At 49.6% G+C, this 14,478-nt stretch carries 11 protein-coding genes and 2 tRNA genes; 12 read left to right on the top strand and 1 reads right to left on the bottom strand.

Features of this window, described 5'->3' with window-relative positions:
* The 11 genes from carB (at position 1) to MHB82_RS21335 (ending at position 12,834) form a co-directional block, all read left to right on the top strand.
* On the top strand, positions 1-3,219 hold the full coding sequence (gene carB / locus MHB82_RS21385) for a carbamoyl-phosphate synthase large subunit (RefSeq protein WP_341175771.1): 3,219 nt from the start codon (positions 1-3) through the stop codon (positions 3,217-3,219).
* A gap of 101 nt (positions 3,220-3,320) precedes the next feature.
* Entirely contained in the window at positions 3,321-4,061 is a 741-nt protein-coding gene (gene pyrF, locus MHB82_RS21380; RefSeq protein ID WP_341175770.1) for an orotidine-5'-phosphate decarboxylase, read from the top strand.
* Positions 4,058-4,699 (top strand): orotate phosphoribosyltransferase, encoded by a 642-nt coding sequence (gene pyrE / locus MHB82_RS21375; protein WP_110821230.1) that lies wholly within the window; start codon positions 4,058-4,060, stop codon positions 4,697-4,699. The genes pyrF and pyrE overlap by 4 nt, the downstream gene beginning before the upstream one ends.
* 272 nt (positions 4,700-4,971) lie before the next feature.
* Positions 4,972-5,913 carry an ABC transporter ATP-binding protein gene (locus MHB82_RS21370; RefSeq protein ID WP_341175769.1) on the top strand — a complete coding sequence of 314 codons (942 nt, stop codon included), beginning with the start codon at positions 4,972-4,974 and terminating at the stop codon, positions 5,911-5,913.
* Positions 5,876-6,991: an efflux RND transporter periplasmic adaptor subunit gene (locus MHB82_RS21365; RefSeq protein ID WP_337032832.1), complete on the top strand. Its 1,116-nt coding sequence runs from the start codon at positions 5,876-5,878 to the stop codon at positions 6,989-6,991. Before MHB82_RS21370 ends, MHB82_RS21365 begins: the two co-directional genes overlap by 38 nt.
* A complete protein-coding gene (locus MHB82_RS21360) occupies positions 6,991-9,915 on the top strand; it encodes an ABC transporter permease (RefSeq protein WP_341175768.1) in 2,925 nt (974 codons plus the stop codon). The genes MHB82_RS21365 and MHB82_RS21360 overlap by 1 nt, the downstream gene beginning before the upstream one ends.
* 2 nt (positions 9,916-9,917) lie before the next feature.
* Positions 9,918-10,781: an ABC transporter ATP-binding protein gene (locus tag MHB82_RS21355; protein ID WP_095359430.1), complete on the top strand. Its 864-nt coding sequence runs from the start codon at positions 9,918-9,920 to the stop codon at positions 10,779-10,781.
* A 20-nt stretch (positions 10,782-10,801) separates the two neighbouring features.
* Positions 10,802-12,250, top strand: a complete 1,449-nt coding sequence (locus MHB82_RS21350) for an ABC transporter substrate-binding protein (RefSeq protein WP_095359429.1) — start codon at positions 10,802-10,804, stop codon at positions 12,248-12,250.
* A gap of 146 nt (positions 12,251-12,396) precedes the next feature.
* Positions 12,397-12,561, top strand: a complete 165-nt coding sequence (locus MHB82_RS21345; protein ID WP_164764226.1) for a hypothetical protein — start codon at positions 12,397-12,399, stop codon at positions 12,559-12,561.
* A 69-nt stretch (positions 12,562-12,630) separates the two neighbouring features.
* Positions 12,631-12,704 (top strand) — tRNA-Met (locus MHB82_RS21340).
* 56 nt (positions 12,705-12,760) lie between these two features.
* Positions 12,761-12,834, top strand: a tRNA-Ile gene (locus MHB82_RS21335).
* A gap of 99 nt (positions 12,835-12,933) precedes the next feature.
* On the opposite strand, the gene MHB82_RS21330 is transcribed toward MHB82_RS21335, so the two are convergent.
* A complete protein-coding gene (locus MHB82_RS21330) occupies positions 12,934-13,605 on the bottom strand; it encodes an SOS response-associated peptidase (RefSeq protein WP_110821226.1) in 672 nt (223 codons plus the stop codon).
* 269 nt (positions 13,606-13,874) lie between these two features.
* Between MHB82_RS21330 and MHB82_RS21325 the strand changes: the two genes are divergently transcribed.
* The gene (locus tag MHB82_RS21325; RefSeq protein WP_095359427.1) at positions 13,875-14,300 is read left to right on the top strand and encodes a hypothetical protein; all 426 of its coding nucleotides are present in this window, start codon (positions 13,875-13,877) and stop codon (positions 14,298-14,300) included.
* Positions 14,301-14,478: the final 178 nt, after the last annotated feature.

Genomic DNA, 14,478 nt, shown 5'->3' with positions numbered 1-14,478 from the left:
ATGCCGATTAACAAAGACCTCAAAAAAATCCTGGTGATTGGTTCCGGTCCAATCGTCATCGGTCAAGCGGCCGAGTTCGACTATGCCGGTACACAGGCTTGCCAGGCACTGAAAGAAGAAGGCGTGGAAGTTGTACTCATTAACAGCAACCCGGCAACGATCATGACCGATACCAATATGGCGGACAAAGTCTACATCGAGCCGATTACTTTGGACTTTGTAACTCAGATCATTCGTCAGGAACGCCCAGACGGATTGCTGCCTACGCTTGGCGGTCAAACGGGTTTGAACATGGCTGTGGAACTGGCTCGTGCCGGTGTCCTGGAACGTGAAAATGTGAAGTTGCTCGGAACACAGCTGACATCCATTGAGAAAGCGGAAGACCGTGACTTGTTCCGTGATCTGATGCGTGAACTGGAACAGCCTGTACCAGAAAGTGTTATCGTAACGACACTTGAGGAATCCCTTGAGTTTGCAGGAGAGATTGGGTATCCGATTATCGTACGTCCAGCTTATACGCTTGGCGGAACAGGCGGCGGGATCTGTGCAAACGAAGAAGAGCTGCGCGAGACCGTCGCAGCAGGACTTCGTTACAGCCCGATTGGGCAATGTCTGGTCGAGAAGAGTATTGCAGGTATGAAAGAAGTTGAATACGAAGTCATGCGTGACAAGAACGATAACTGTATCGTAGTCTGCAACATGGAAAACTTCGATCCGGTCGGCGTTCACACTGGTGACAGTATCGTTGTGGCACCGAGCCAGACGCTGTCTGACCGTGAATATCAAATGCTGCGTTCAGCATCCCTGAAAATCATTCGTGCCCTTAACATTGAAGGTGGATGTAACGTACAGTTCGCCCTGGATCCACACAGCTTCCAGTACTATGTTATCGAAGTGAATCCGCGGGTAAGCCGCTCCTCGGCACTAGCTTCCAAAGCAACCGGTTATCCGATTGCAAAAATGGCTGCCAAAATCGCCATGGGTTATACGCTTGATGAGATTGTCAACCCGGTAACAGGCCAAACCTATGCTTGCTTTGAGCCAACATTGGATTATATCGTGAGCAAAATCCCTCGCTGGCCGTTCGACAAGTTTACTTCCGCGAACCGCAAGCTGGGTACACAGATGAAAGCAACAGGCGAGGTTATGGCTATCGGCCGTACCTTTGAAGAGTCGATTCACAAAGCAGTTCGCTCTCTGGAGATCGGTGTTCACCGTCTATACTTGAAAGAGGCAGAAACATTGGACGAAGCTACGCTCAACGAACGTCTAATCAAAGCCGATGATGAGCGCATGTTCCTGGTGGCTGAAGCATTCCGCAGAGGCTATTCATTACAACAACTGCAGGATCTGACGAAGATTGACTGGTGGTTCCTGGACAAAATTGAAGGTCTGGTCGGCTTCGAAGATCGTATCCGTGAGGAATCCGAACTGTCATCCGAAACGCTGTATCAAGCGAAGCGCCTTGGATTCACTGACCGTGCGATTGCTGAGCTGCGCGCTCAAGGTCAACCTGGAAGCACGCTGACAACGGAAGCAGAGGTTAGAGCTCGTCGCGAGCAGGAAAACCTTCGTCCGGTATACAAAATGGTTGATACATGTGCAGCAGAGTTTGAAGCGACAACACCATACTACTACTCGACGTACGAAACGGAGAATGAAGTTATCCCTTCGGACAAGAAAAAAGTCGTAGTGCTGGGTTCGGGTCCAATCCGGATCGGTCAAGGGATTGAGTTCGACTACTCAACAGTACACGCAGTATGGGCCTTGCAAAAGGCAGGCTACGAAGCGGTTATTATTAACAATAACCCTGAAACAGTATCCACGGACTTCAATACATCCGATCGTCTGTACTTCGAGCCTCTGTTCTTCGAAGATGTCATGAACGTGATTGAGCAGGAGCAGCCGGTAGGGGTTATCGTACAGTTCGGTGGTCAAACAGCCATCAACTTGGCAGCACCACTGCGTAATGCAGGTGTAACGATACTCGGAACGGATCTGGAGAGCATCGATGAGGCAGAGGATCGGAAGAAATTCGAACGCCTTCTGTCTCGTTTGGAAATAGCACAGCCGAAAGGCAAAACAGTCATATCCGTAGATGATGCGGTAGAGACGGCACAAAGCCTGGGTTACCCTGTACTGGTTCGTCCTTCCTATGTACTCGGCGGTCGCGCCATGGAGATTGTCTACTCCGATGCGGAATTGCTGACATATATGGAACAGGCGGTTAAAATCAATCCGGAGCACCCGGTACTGATCGACCGTTACATGCTGGGTAAAGAGGTTGAGGTAGACGCCATCTGTGATGGTGAAACGGTACTGGTTCCTGGCATCATGGAGCATATCGAACGCGCAGGGGTGCACTCTGGTGATTCCATCGCGGTATATCCGCCACAGCACCTGTCCCAGGATTTGAAAGAAAAAATTGTCGAAATCACAATCAAAATTGCAAAAGAACTCAAAACGATTGGTCTCGTCAACATCCAGTTCGTTATCCATGATGGCCAAGTGTATGTCATCGAGGTGAACCCGCGTTCATCCCGTACAGTACCTTTCCTGAGCAAAGTAACGAACATTCCAATGGCGAATCTGGCAACACAGGCCATCTTGGGTGTGAAGCTGAAAGACCTGGGTTATGTGGACGGTCTGTGGCCTGAGTCGGATCATGTTTCGGTTAAGGTACCGGTATTCTCCTTCGCGAAGCTGCGCCGTGTAGAGCCGACCCTTGGACCAGAGATGAAATCCACAGGCGAAGTTATGGGACGTGACCCGAATTACGCCAAAGCATTGTTCAAAGGTCTCATCGGAGCAGGCATGAAAATTCCGGCTACCGGAGCGATCGTGGTTACTGTTGCCGATAAAGACAAGGACGAAGCGGTACCATTGCTTGAAGGATTCTACCGACTTGGTTACAAAATCATGGCTACCGGAGGTACGGCAGCTGCGCTTGAGGCGGCAAACATTCCGGTAACGACGGTGAAAAAACTGAGCGAAGGTTCGCCAAATATCCTTGATATGATCCGCAGCGGGGAAGCGAACTTCGTTTTCAACACACTGACCAAAGGTAAAACGCCGCAGCGTGACGGGTTCCGGATTCGTCGTGAAGCGGTAGAGAATGGCATTGTATGTATGACTTCACTGGATACGATTCGTGCCCTGCTGAGAATGCTGGAAACGATCAATTTCTCCTCCGAAGCCATGCCGGCCTTTGTTGAATAAGTAATTTCTGATGAAGGACATCAGTCAGCCCTTGGGCTGACGGGATGTCCTTTATATCGGGCAAAAAACGGAAAAACAAGCATGTGGAAGGAGCGGACTGGATGAATCACCCTAATTTCAACGAAATGGCTGGCCGTTTAATGGTCGCACTCGATTATCCTGATGCGGAACAAGCGCAAGTACTGGTACAGGCACTTGAAGGCATTCCATGTTATTTGAAGGTAGGAATGCAGCTGTTCTACGCAGCAGGTCCGGACTTTATCCGGGAGCTGAAAGCGAAAGGGTACTCGGTGTTTCTCGATGTGAAGATGCACGATATCCCCAATACCGTTCGTGGTGGTGCCGAGAGTATCACCCGCCTTGGTGTAGACATGTTCAACGTACATGCAGCAGGCGGTACAAGCATGATGCGTGCTGCACGCGAAGGAGCGGAAGCAGCGCTGGCTGCAGATTCTTCTCTGAGAAGGCCGGAAATCATCGCAGTTACCCAGCTTACCAGTACAAGTCAGGAAACAATGAACAGCGAAATTGGCATTGAGGGAAGTGTGGAAGCGGCAGTGGTTCGTTATGCTGGACTGGCTCATGAAGCAGGCCTGGATGGCGTTGTGGCTTCTCCACTTGAGGTGCCGGCAATCCGGGCAGCATGCGGCAGTGATTTTCACACCGTTACCCCGGGAATTCGGCCGGCAGGCAGTGGTCTTGGTGACCAGACACGTGTCCTCACGCCAGGGGAAGCCATCGCCAGAGGCAGCCATTACATTGTTGTAGGTAGACCGATTACAGGCGCGCCCAATCCACGTGAAGCAGCAGAAACCATTTTGAAGGAGATGTTGAACGCATGATCGCACTGAATGAGATTCCTAACCATATTGCTTCCCAACTTCTGAAGATTAACGCCGTGGCACTGCGCCCGCAGCAGCCTTTTACCTGGACGTCGGGGATCAAGTCCCCGATCTATTGTGACAACCGTCTGACGATGTCCTATCCAGAGATCCGCAATGACATTGCCGAAGCCTTCGCTGCCATTATTCGTGAACAGTACCCGGATGCAGAAGTCATTGCAGGTACAGCAACCGCAGGTATTCCGCATGCAGCATGGGTAGCTCAGAAGCTGAATCTGCCAATGGCCTACATTCGTGACAAAGCGAAAGGACATGGTAAGGAAAACCTGATTGAAGGAATCATTACCGAAGGCCAAAAGGTAGTTGTAATCGAGGACCTGATTTCTACCGGAGGTAGTTCAATCAAAGCAGCAGAAGCAGTGCGTGCAGCAGGGGCAACACCTCTCGCCGTGCTGGCGATTTTCAGCTATCAGCTGGATAAAGGGGTAAAAGCATTTGAAGAAGCCGGCATTCAGCTGCAAACCCTTTCCAACTATACGGCCCTAATGGACGTGGCTTTGGCTCAGGGGACCATCCAGGAGAGTGATTTCGAGCTGCTCAAATCCTGGCGTGAAGATCCTTCTTCATTTGGTAAATAATATCATCTGTGCATCTTGTGCTGTTCGAATTATGAACAGTATCAAAATTGTAATGATTGGCGCTATAGAGGCAAATTCATAGTATTGGCAAGTAGCATCCCGCACTCAGGGGTGCTTTTTTCGTTTGTTCATCAAAATATTAACTTTTTCCCGGCTACGTTGTAAAAAGCTTGTAACTTTTAGTTGGGATCGGTCGTTTATAATGCAGTGTAGTATGGAATAGATTTCTAATTTTAGTACCCTTAATGAAATGATTGGGATGTTAAGAAAGGATGAGCGTGATTGCTGGCATGAAGAAATTATTTTCCAGGATGAAATCTGCCAAAAGCCAGTCAGGCGAGAAGCATGCAAAAGGGCACACGGAGCAGCAGAACACCGCCGGGCAGGAAGCCTCGGCATACATAAGTGACCCCGATAGTCCTTCCATCGACTCGCAATCCATAAGTGATGGAATGAACCAGGATGAGGTAGCCTTTGCCGCTGCCGAACCTGAAGCGAAGTCCCAGCCCAAGGCAAAAGCCAGTTTGCTGCCTCCGTACGACGGACCTGTGCTGGAAGTTCGTAATGTACATCGGAGCTTTCAGACAGGCAGCCGGATTATCCATGTACTTAAGGGCATCGACATGGAAGTCAACCCGCAGCAGCTGGTTATGCTGAAAGGACGATCAGGCTCGGGCAAAACGACACTGCTCAATATGCTGGGCGGACTGGATCAGCCTTCCAGTGGGGACATATTATTTTCCGGACAGCCTTTGCAGGATTGGGGTGACCGGAAGCGGACCTCTCTGCGGCGTAAGGAAATCGGTTTTATTTTTCAGGCCTATGCACTGATGCCCTTGCTGTCAGCATGGGAAAATGTTGAGCTGTCATTGCGAATGGCAGATGTGCCTCGCTCGGAATGGAAGGATCGGGTTGGCCATTGTCTGGATCTGGTCGGACTGTCCAAACGGGTGAAGCACCGGCCGTTCGAGATGTCCGGGGGGGAGCAGCAGCGGGTCGCGATCGCCAAGGCCATTGCGCATAGACCCAGATTGCTGCTTGCGGATGAGCCGACAGCTGAGCTGGATTCCAAGATGGGAGCACAGGTTATGTCCGTATTTCGCAATATTATTGAAGTAGAACAAGTAACCATATGTATGACTACACACGATCCTACGATTTTGGAGGTTGCGGACCATGTTTATGAAATGGCGGACGGCAGATTTATCAAGTAAAGAGGCCGCTCCGAAAAGGGGGAAACGTGCAGCGCTGATTGTAATTGGTGCAATCATGGCTGCAACGATGTCAGGCTGCTCTTTGCTGCCGGCAGAAACAGAGGAAGAAGTGCTTCCACCAATCACGCCGCCTACGATTTCCAAAAAGCCGGAATATGAAGTCCGGACAGAAACGTTGGAAAAAAAGGTTAGCGGCAGCGGTAAAATGATGAGTCAGCGGGAAGAGAAGGTGTATTTCACGCTGGACGGTATGCACATCAAGGAACTGAACGTGAAACCGGGGGATAAAGTGAAGAAAGGCCAGCTCCTCGCAGAGCTCGACGTGGAGAGTGTTGAGAAGGAAATTCGGGCCAAAAAGCTGCAGATTCGCAAATCGGAAGTACAAATGAAGGAAACGCTTCGTAAACGAGATGAGATGGATCCGGTGGAGTTCGAAGAGGCAACCATTGCATTTGAAGAACTGCGCCAGGAGCTGGCTGATCTGGAGGAGCAGTTAGGTAAAGCAACGCTGACCGCTCCGTTCGGAGGAACGATTATTGCGGTTCAGGTGGAGAAAGGTGCAGCAGTCAAAGCCTATGATCCGATTGCAACGATCGCGGATACGTCAAATCTGGTTGTCGCAGCTACATTTGCCAAGGAAGATCTGGAGAAATTCTCGGCTGGCATGAAGGCGGATGTTGACATCAATGGAGCGGGTAAGGTATCCGGCAGAGTTAAAGTGATGCCTGTTGCTGAGGCTGCTGGAAGTGGAAGTGGAAACGGTGGAGGTTCAGGCGAAGGTGGCACCCCGCCAGTCAAAGAAACCCTCGACCAGTATGTTATCGTCTCCCTGACGAAAATGCCCAAGGGTGTGGAACGCGGAACCCCTCTGACAGTATCCATTGTGACCCAGCGTACGGAGGATGCCATAGTCATTCCTGTATCGGCGCTGCGCTCCATCGGTTCAAGAACATACGTGCAGGTCGTTGAAAGTGATGGCAGCAAGCGCGAAGTGGACGTTGAAGTGGGGCAGCAGACATCCACGGATGTTGAAATTCTGAAGGGTCTGACGGTTGGACAGAAAGTGGTGGGCCGCTAATGGGGCTGCCATTGCTCAGACTGTTGTTCCGGAAAATGTGGAACACCCGCTGGATGACATTCAGTACACTGATCGGACTGATTGTGGCGGTAGCATTCACTGTCAGTATACCGATGTATGCCGACGGTGCACTGAAACGGGTGGTGGCACAGACCCTGCAGGATAACAGTGAGGGGCTGCCTGCAGGTTCGTTGCTTATGAGTTATCAGGCTCCAGGCGGGGTTAAGACAGACACGCGCGGATTAGAAGAAGTGGATCGCTATATTCGGGAGGATGTGCCTCGCGATATTGGTTTTCCATTTCATACGTATGTAAATTCCAGATCCATTCGGAGCACCGAGGTGAATCCGGAGGATCCCACCAAGGTGGATGCCAGCCGGGTACGGAGCATGACGCTCGGAACGATGAGCGGGCTGGATGCAGAGGTGAATTATACTGCCGGCGTGAAGCCAGGCAATCAAGTGAAGGACGACATTATTGAAGCGGTTATGCTGGAGGAAGGCATGTACCGGAACGACCTGCACATCGGTGATATTCTGGAATACCCCGTGTACAGCGGGCTTGATATCACCTTGCGTGTCAAAATCACAGGTTCCTTCAAGGCGGATGATCTGAATAGTCCGTATTGGGTTCAGGGATTCGATGGCATGATGAATGGACTGTATGTGGATGAGTCCGTGTTCAATGATGTACTGCTGAAGGAAAAAGGAATTCCTCTTCAGAATTCGCGCTGGTATTATGCGTTTGATCTGAAGGAAATCCAAACCAGTCAGCTGCCGGGTCTGACATCCATGCTGGAACGTTTGGATATTGATCTGTACCAGCGGCTCAAGGATACGAAGGTGGATATCACCTTTGGTGATCTGTTGAAGCAATTCCGCAGTCAGAGTCTGCAGCTGCAGACAATGCTGTTTACACTGGCGGCACCGATGATTGCGATGGTTTTTTATTTTATTGCAATGAATGCCAGACAGTCCCTGCAGAAGCAGGAAAGTGACATTGCGGTACTGCGAAGCCGCGGCGCTTCAGCACGGCAGATTTTCTCCCTATACCTGCTGGAGGGTATCTTTCTGGGGGCAATCGCGCTCGTGATTGGTCCAATGCTTGGCTGGTTTATGGCCAAAAGCATCGGATCAGCCAGTGGGTTCCTGTCGTTTGTGGATCGCAAGTCGATTCCAATCGGTGTGTCCAAGGAAGCTATCCTGCTGGGCCTTGTCGCCGTACTCGTAGCCATTATTGCTTCACTTATTCCGGCAATAACCTATGCACGAGCGACGATTGTTTCGGCCAAGCGACGCCAGGCACGTACAGATCGTGCTCCCATATGGCAGCGTTGGTTCCTCGATATCCTGCTGCTGGGTCTTGCGGGATATGGATACTACCTGTTCTATGAACGTCAGATGCTGACGTTCCAGACAGGGATGACGACAGATCAGCTGCAGGTACAGCCGTTTCTATTCTTTGTACCTGCGCTTGCGATCTTTGCCTTGGGTCTGTTCTTCCTGCGGTTGTTCCCATGGATTCTGAAGCTCATTCAGTGGATTGGGCGCAAGTTCCTGCCGGTTCCACTTTACTTGACCCTGACACAGCTATCGCGGTCATCATCGTCTTACTACCCGTTGATGATCCTGCTTGTTTTGACACTCGGGCTTGGTGTGTACAACTCGGCTGCAGCTCGGACCATTGATCTGAACTCCACTGAGCGTACATTATACCGATACGGTTCTGACGTCATTATGCAAACGGTATGGGAAGGAACACCTGAGGTTAAGCCTGGCGGTTCCGGTCAGAACGGTGGTTCAGGCGGAGGTCAGCAAGGTGGTGGAAACGGTGGCGGAGGTTCAGGCGGCGGTGGTGCTGGCGGAGGCGGCAATGGCGGTGGAGGTGCTCCAGGTGGGGGCGGTGGAAACTCACAACCATCCAAAGTCATTTACTCCGAACCTCCATTTGAAGTATTCCGCAGACTGGACGGTGTGGAACATGCAGCGAGAGTGCTGCAGACGAAAGGGAATATCATTGTATCCGGCAAATCCGGCGGCCAGGGTATGCTGGTCGGGATTGATAATGTGGATTTTGCTCAGGTGGCGTGGTTCCGTAACGACCTGTTCCCGGCACACCCATATAAGTATCTTGACTTGTTAGGCAAGTATGAAGGAGCTGTGTTGATTTCATCCAAATTTGCGGATAAGTTCAAGCTCAAAACTGGAGATCTGATCTCTATTGGCGTTCAGGGCCAGGCCATTGAATTCGTGGTTTTCGGCATTATCCCATACTGGCCTGCACAGTATCCGGACCAGACGCCATTCTTCGTGGCCAATCTGGACTATATCTATGATCAGGTGCCGCTGATTCCGTATGAGGTCTGGTTGAAAATGGAACCTGATGCCAAGGTGGCTCCATTAATGGAGAAGCTTGCAGCAGAGGGCATTGAGCTATCTTCCGTACGCGATGTACGTACAGAATTGGTATCCCAAGGCAAACATCCGTCGCGTGGCGGTGTGTTCGGGATCCTGAGTCTGGGCTTCCTGGTCTCGGTCATCATATCCCTGATAGGGTACATCCTGTATTGGTTCTTTAACCTGTCAGGCCGTGTTGTCCAGTTCGGTGTATTAAGAGCCATGGGATTATCACGTGCACAGCTGAGCGGAATGCTGCTCCTGGAACAAGTTTTCACGGCAGGTCTTTCCATTCTGCTCGGCATCGGTATCGGTCAGGTATCCAGTCGTCTGTTCCTGCCATTCCTGCAAACGACAGATAATGTATCTGCACAGGTACCCCCGTTCCGCATTGTATTTGAACAACAAGATATGCTGCAGCTGTACGGCGTAACTGTGGTCATGCTGATTGTGGGAGCTACGATGCTGCTGTGGCAGATTCGCAGATTGCGGGTTCACCAAGCGGTCAAAATGGGAGAGGAGAGGTAAACGTGATCCAATGCGAAGGACTCGTGAAAATTTTTAAATCCAGCGATGTGGAAGTCGTTGCCCTTCAAGGTCTCAACCTGACTGTCAATCAAGGTGAAATGATGGCGATCATCGGCAACAGCGGCAGCGGTAAATCCACATTACTCAACATTCTGGGGGGATTGGACCGTCCAACGGCTGGTACTGCGGTTGTTGGAGACTGGGATTTGCTGAAAATGACAGACGCCCAGCTAGTAGAATACAAACGACATACCGTAGGTTTCATCTGGCAAAACAATGGACGTAACCTGCTGCCTTACCTAACGGCACTGGAGAATGTGGAAACACCCATGATTCTTGGCGGCAAGCGGGATCGCGCATACGCGATGCAGCTGCTGGAATGGGTTGGTCTGAAGGATCGGATGCACAACAAGCTGCATCAATTATCCGGAGGGGAGCAGCAGCGGGTGGCTATAGCCATCTCGCTCTCCAATCGTCCCAAGATTCTGCTTGCCGATGAGCCAACAGGCTCGGTCGATTCCGAGACTTGTGATACGATCATGAACATTTTTCGCAAAATGAACAAGGAACTGGGCGTCACGATCGTTATTGTTACCCATGATCTGACGCTTGCCGGCAAGGTGGACCGTATTGTAGCGATACGTGATGGCTTGACGAGCACCGAGTTTGTGAAACGGAATCCGAACCTGGATGATGAACATGGATTATCGGAATCGGGAGCACCGGATATTCATGAAGCCTTTGTCATCATTGACCGGGCGGGACGCCTTCAGGTACCCAAAGAGTATTTGGAGGCCTTGGCCATTGACAACAGGGCAACATTGGAATTTGACGGTGAGCGTATTGTGATTACACCGCCAAGATAAAATTGAGGGGGAATTGGGAGATGAAGAACAGGTTTTGGGGAAAACGAGTGCTTGCTGTGCTGGCTACAGCCAGTCTGGCATTGCCGCTGATTGCGGGTTGTACAGCTAGTGAGGCCAAGGATACAGAGCAGCGTGTATTGCGTGTTGCTACATTATGGGGGAGCCAGGATGACAGCTATTTCCGTCAGCAGTTTACAGATGCATTTGAACTGACACATCCGAATGTAACGATTGAAGTGGTGGCTGCAGTAGATCAGGGCAGCATGTATGGCTATGGTACTCAGGAAGAACAGCAGGAAATGCCGGATAGCCTGGAAAACATGAAGAAAATCATGACTGGCGATAATCCAGTGGATGTCGTTGTGGCTGACACGGCTACGATTAAATCACTCATCCAGGAAAATATGGTGAAACAGCTGGACCCACTGATCCAGGAGGATAAATTCGATACCAGCGATATTGTGCCAAGTGTTATTGAAGGCATCAAGGATCTGGGAGATCAGAGCATCTATGCGCTGACACCGACCTTCTCCTCTTCCGCGCTGTTTTATAACAAGGCAATGTTCCAAAAAGCAGGCGTAGAGCCACCTACTGATAACATGACGTGGGATGATATTTTCAACCTGGCAACACGTCTGACCAAAGGTGAAGGAAAAGATCACGAATTCGGGTTTTCATTCTCTACGTACCAAGGTGGTTCGCCTTACTACACCATGCAGCAATATTACAATGCTCTGCAATTGAAGATCTTTGATGACAAAGCAGAGAAAATGACCGTAGATTCGCCGCAATGGGAGAAAGTATGGAGTACCATCAGCAAGCTTGCTATCGATAAAGTGATCCCTAAAGGAGACGAACCTCAGGATCAGGATCCGAACGGACGTTATAACCCGCTTCAAGGTGATCTGTTCCTGAGCAGCAAGGCTGCTATGGTTATTGGGGATTACAGCTACATCAACCAATTAATTGACGCAAACAAAAATGCAGATAAAATGGAAGGCTTCACCAAGGTGGACTGGGACGTGGTAACACCTCCGGTGCATCCGGAAGCACCTGAAATTGGAGGTAATATCTATCTCAGCAGCCTGATGGCGATTAATAGTTCAGCTCAAAATCCGGATGATGCCTGGGAACTGATCAAATATATGAACAGTGAAGATTGGGCTAAGATTAAGGCACGCAGCAGCTACGAGATGGTATCCCGCAAAAGCTTCATTAAACCGAAGGACGGTTTGGATTACAATATCCAGGCGTTCTATACGTTGAAGCCTGTGCCTCCTACCAATACCAATTTGGATAATCTGTACCAAAAAATGCCGAGCCTCTGGCAAGTGAGCGAGAAAGGCATGGAATACTTCACTCAGGTGCTTGAGAACAAGAAGACACCAAAAGAAGCACTTGGTGAGTGGGCAGCCAAAGGTAATGAAATGTTAGAGAAATTAAAAAAGGATCCCAAGGCCACGTTTTAAGCCTTTACAAGGAAGTAGAGGGGTTTAATACTGGCATAGTACAAAATAGTCGCTGGAGTTTTTAACCTCTGGCGGCTATTTTTTTGGGAAATGGGGTATTCTACAACCAGCAGAGATGAATTATAACTCCGGAAAGGAAGAGAAGGATGCGCTGGGTATATTTCAGCAAGCTATATGCAACTAAATTTCAGGCAGGGTGTCTTGCCAAACGCATGGAGCAGGACGGGTGGATTTACGGTCATAATGAGCCAGCAGAAGTGGAAGTATATCGTTCAAAAAGAGGAAGATATGGCGTTCGTTTTATTCCCTGACATTACCCCTTGACTTATTAGGGTGGGATAGTGTATATTAATTAAGTCGCTGTTTTAATATTTTACTGACGCGGGGTGGAGCAGCCCGGTAGCTCGTCGGGCTCATAACCCGAAGGCCGCAGGTTCAAATCCTGCCCCCGCAATTTAGTTTCACTTGGATGATTCACAGCCATCATCTGCACGTTATACATTATGTCTAGGGCCCTTAGCTCAGTTGGTTAGAGCGGTCGGCTCATAACCGATTGGTCGGGGGTTCGAGTCCCTCAGGGCCCATTCTCTTAAAACCCTTGCGCAGCAAGGGTTTTTTTCTGTCCTGTTTTGCAAGTATTGTTTTTCATGTGGCGATTAACTTATAGAAAAGGGTGGCTATTGCTAGTCAACTTCCTTCAACAGTTCTTCCGAATTGTTTTTGACATTCCCCACATCTCTGGACACTTTATAGGCCCTCATTTCAGAAGCCTTATACGGTTTCAGAAGCGCCAGCAGGGAAGGAACGTCGTTATGGTTTCGATCCAGCCATTCTTCTTCATCCTGTGGACGCAAAATAACCGGCATCCGATTGTGTATGTCTGCCATCAGTTCGTTTGGTTCAGTAGTGATAATGGTGCATGTACTCAATTTGTTTCCTTCGGAATCTGCCCAAGTGTCGTATAATCCAGCGAGCGAGAAGATCTGTTCGTCCTTCAGCAGAATACGGAGAGGCTGATTATGGGTCCCTTCCTTCTTCCACTCATAAAAGCCATTCGTAGGAATAATACAGCGTTTGGAGCTGATGAGGCGTTTAAATGAGGGCTTCGTGTCCAATGTCTCTGCCCGTGCGTTGATCATCTTATTTCCAATCTTGTCATCTTTGGCCCACGTAGGTACAAGGCCCCAGCGGAGGGAACCCAAACGGTTTCCTTGGGTGCTTCCAATGATGGCTGGGATATGCTGCATGGGTGCAGCATTATAATTGGGTTGATATTCGTAGTCATCACTTATGGAAGCCATGTACCTGTCCATTAATTCCTCTAAAGGGTCCGTTATGGTAAATCTGCCGCACATACTCGAGTCACCTCCTAAACTGTCATTACCATATTTAATCATACTATTGAGGGATTAAACACGGTAAAAATTAGATGAGCCGGACGGCTGTCTGATCCTCGCTCAAAACGATCCTGGAAGATCCTCCTGAACAGTTTCAAATGCGGGTCTAATCCAGTTGGAAGCAGTACATGATGAGGTGCCTTTTTTTTTCGGGTATCCTTGTCTGTCCATGCCATCTCTAGCATCTCGCATATACTATCCTATTCCAACCATAGGAGGTAGATTTCATGAGTCAATTTATTGATGCGAGAACCTCGCAGAATGCCAGCTTGGCTAACTCCATTGCTGTTCCTATTCTTGTGGTAAATACGCCGCAATTGTTTGGACAGATTGGTTTGATAACGACGGCTGGCATGGGAGCGAATCCGCGTGTGCAGATGAAAGGGACGGTATCCATACAGCTTCCATTGGCACTCGTCGGAATCACGATTACGGTTGTACGCGGTACCGCTCCAACGGATCCGATTGTTTACTCCGCAACGTCCACGTTCAACTTGAGCGTTTTGGCACCTCAGGTTATTACGTTCTCCGCGGATGATTACAACCCGCCAGTTCTTCCGCAACTGACGTACACCGCTTTTATCAGCTCGAACTTGCTGGGTACCATTCGTGTAGGTCCTGAGAACTTTGATGGAGCGTTGTACTCCGACTAATCGCGTACCTGCTTGCTTGAAGTTCAATAGAGCTTTTATACGATGACTGAGACTGAAGAAGCTTGGGGTCATCACTGCCTGCCTGATAAGGTAGGCTTTTTTATCATTGGGGGAGTACTGAAATTCTTGGGTTGTGTCAGGCTTATGATATAATGAAAATCAATGAATTTATGGACAG

Source organism: Paenibacillus sp. FSL K6-2862, assembly GCF_038005125.1.
Taxonomy (GTDB): Bacteria; Bacillota; Bacilli; order Paenibacillales; family Paenibacillaceae; genus Paenibacillus; species Paenibacillus illinoisensis_A.
The sequence above is the reverse complement of the archived record's forward strand: the minus strand, read 5'-3'. Positions and strand labels throughout refer to the sequence as shown.

Excerpts from the sequence above, each read along its gene's own strand:
- MHB82_RS21350 (WP_095359429.1), top strand. The coding sequence starts at position 10,802 with ATGAAGAACAGGTTTTGGGGAAAACGAGTGCTTGCTGTGCTGGCTACA.
- carB (WP_341175771.1), top strand. The coding sequence starts at position 1 with ATGCCGATTAACAAAGACCTCAAAAAAATCCTGGTGATTGGTTCCGGT.
- pyrF (WP_341175770.1), top strand. The coding sequence starts at position 3,321 with ATGAATCACCCTAATTTCAACGAAATGGCTGGCCGTTTAATGGTCGCA.
- pyrE (WP_110821230.1), top strand. The coding sequence starts at position 4,058 with ATGATCGCACTGAATGAGATTCCTAACCATATTGCTTCCCAACTTCTG.
- MHB82_RS21370 (WP_341175769.1), top strand. The coding sequence starts at position 4,972 with ATGAGCGTGATTGCTGGCATGAAGAAATTATTTTCCAGGATGAAATCT.
- MHB82_RS21365 (WP_337032832.1), top strand. The coding sequence starts at position 5,876 with ATGTTTATGAAATGGCGGACGGCAGATTTATCAAGTAAAGAGGCCGCT.
- MHB82_RS21360 (WP_341175768.1), top strand. The coding sequence starts at position 6,991 with ATGGGGCTGCCATTGCTCAGACTGTTGTTCCGGAAAATGTGGAACACC.
- MHB82_RS21325 (WP_095359427.1), top strand. The coding sequence starts at position 13,875 with ATGAGTCAATTTATTGATGCGAGAACCTCGCAGAATGCCAGCTTGGCT.
- MHB82_RS21330 (WP_110821226.1), bottom strand. The coding sequence starts at position 13,605 with ATGTGCGGCAGATTTACCATAACGGACCCTTTAGAGGAATTAATGGAC.
- MHB82_RS21345 (WP_164764226.1), top strand. The coding sequence starts at position 12,397 with ATGCGCTGGGTATATTTCAGCAAGCTATATGCAACTAAATTTCAGGCA.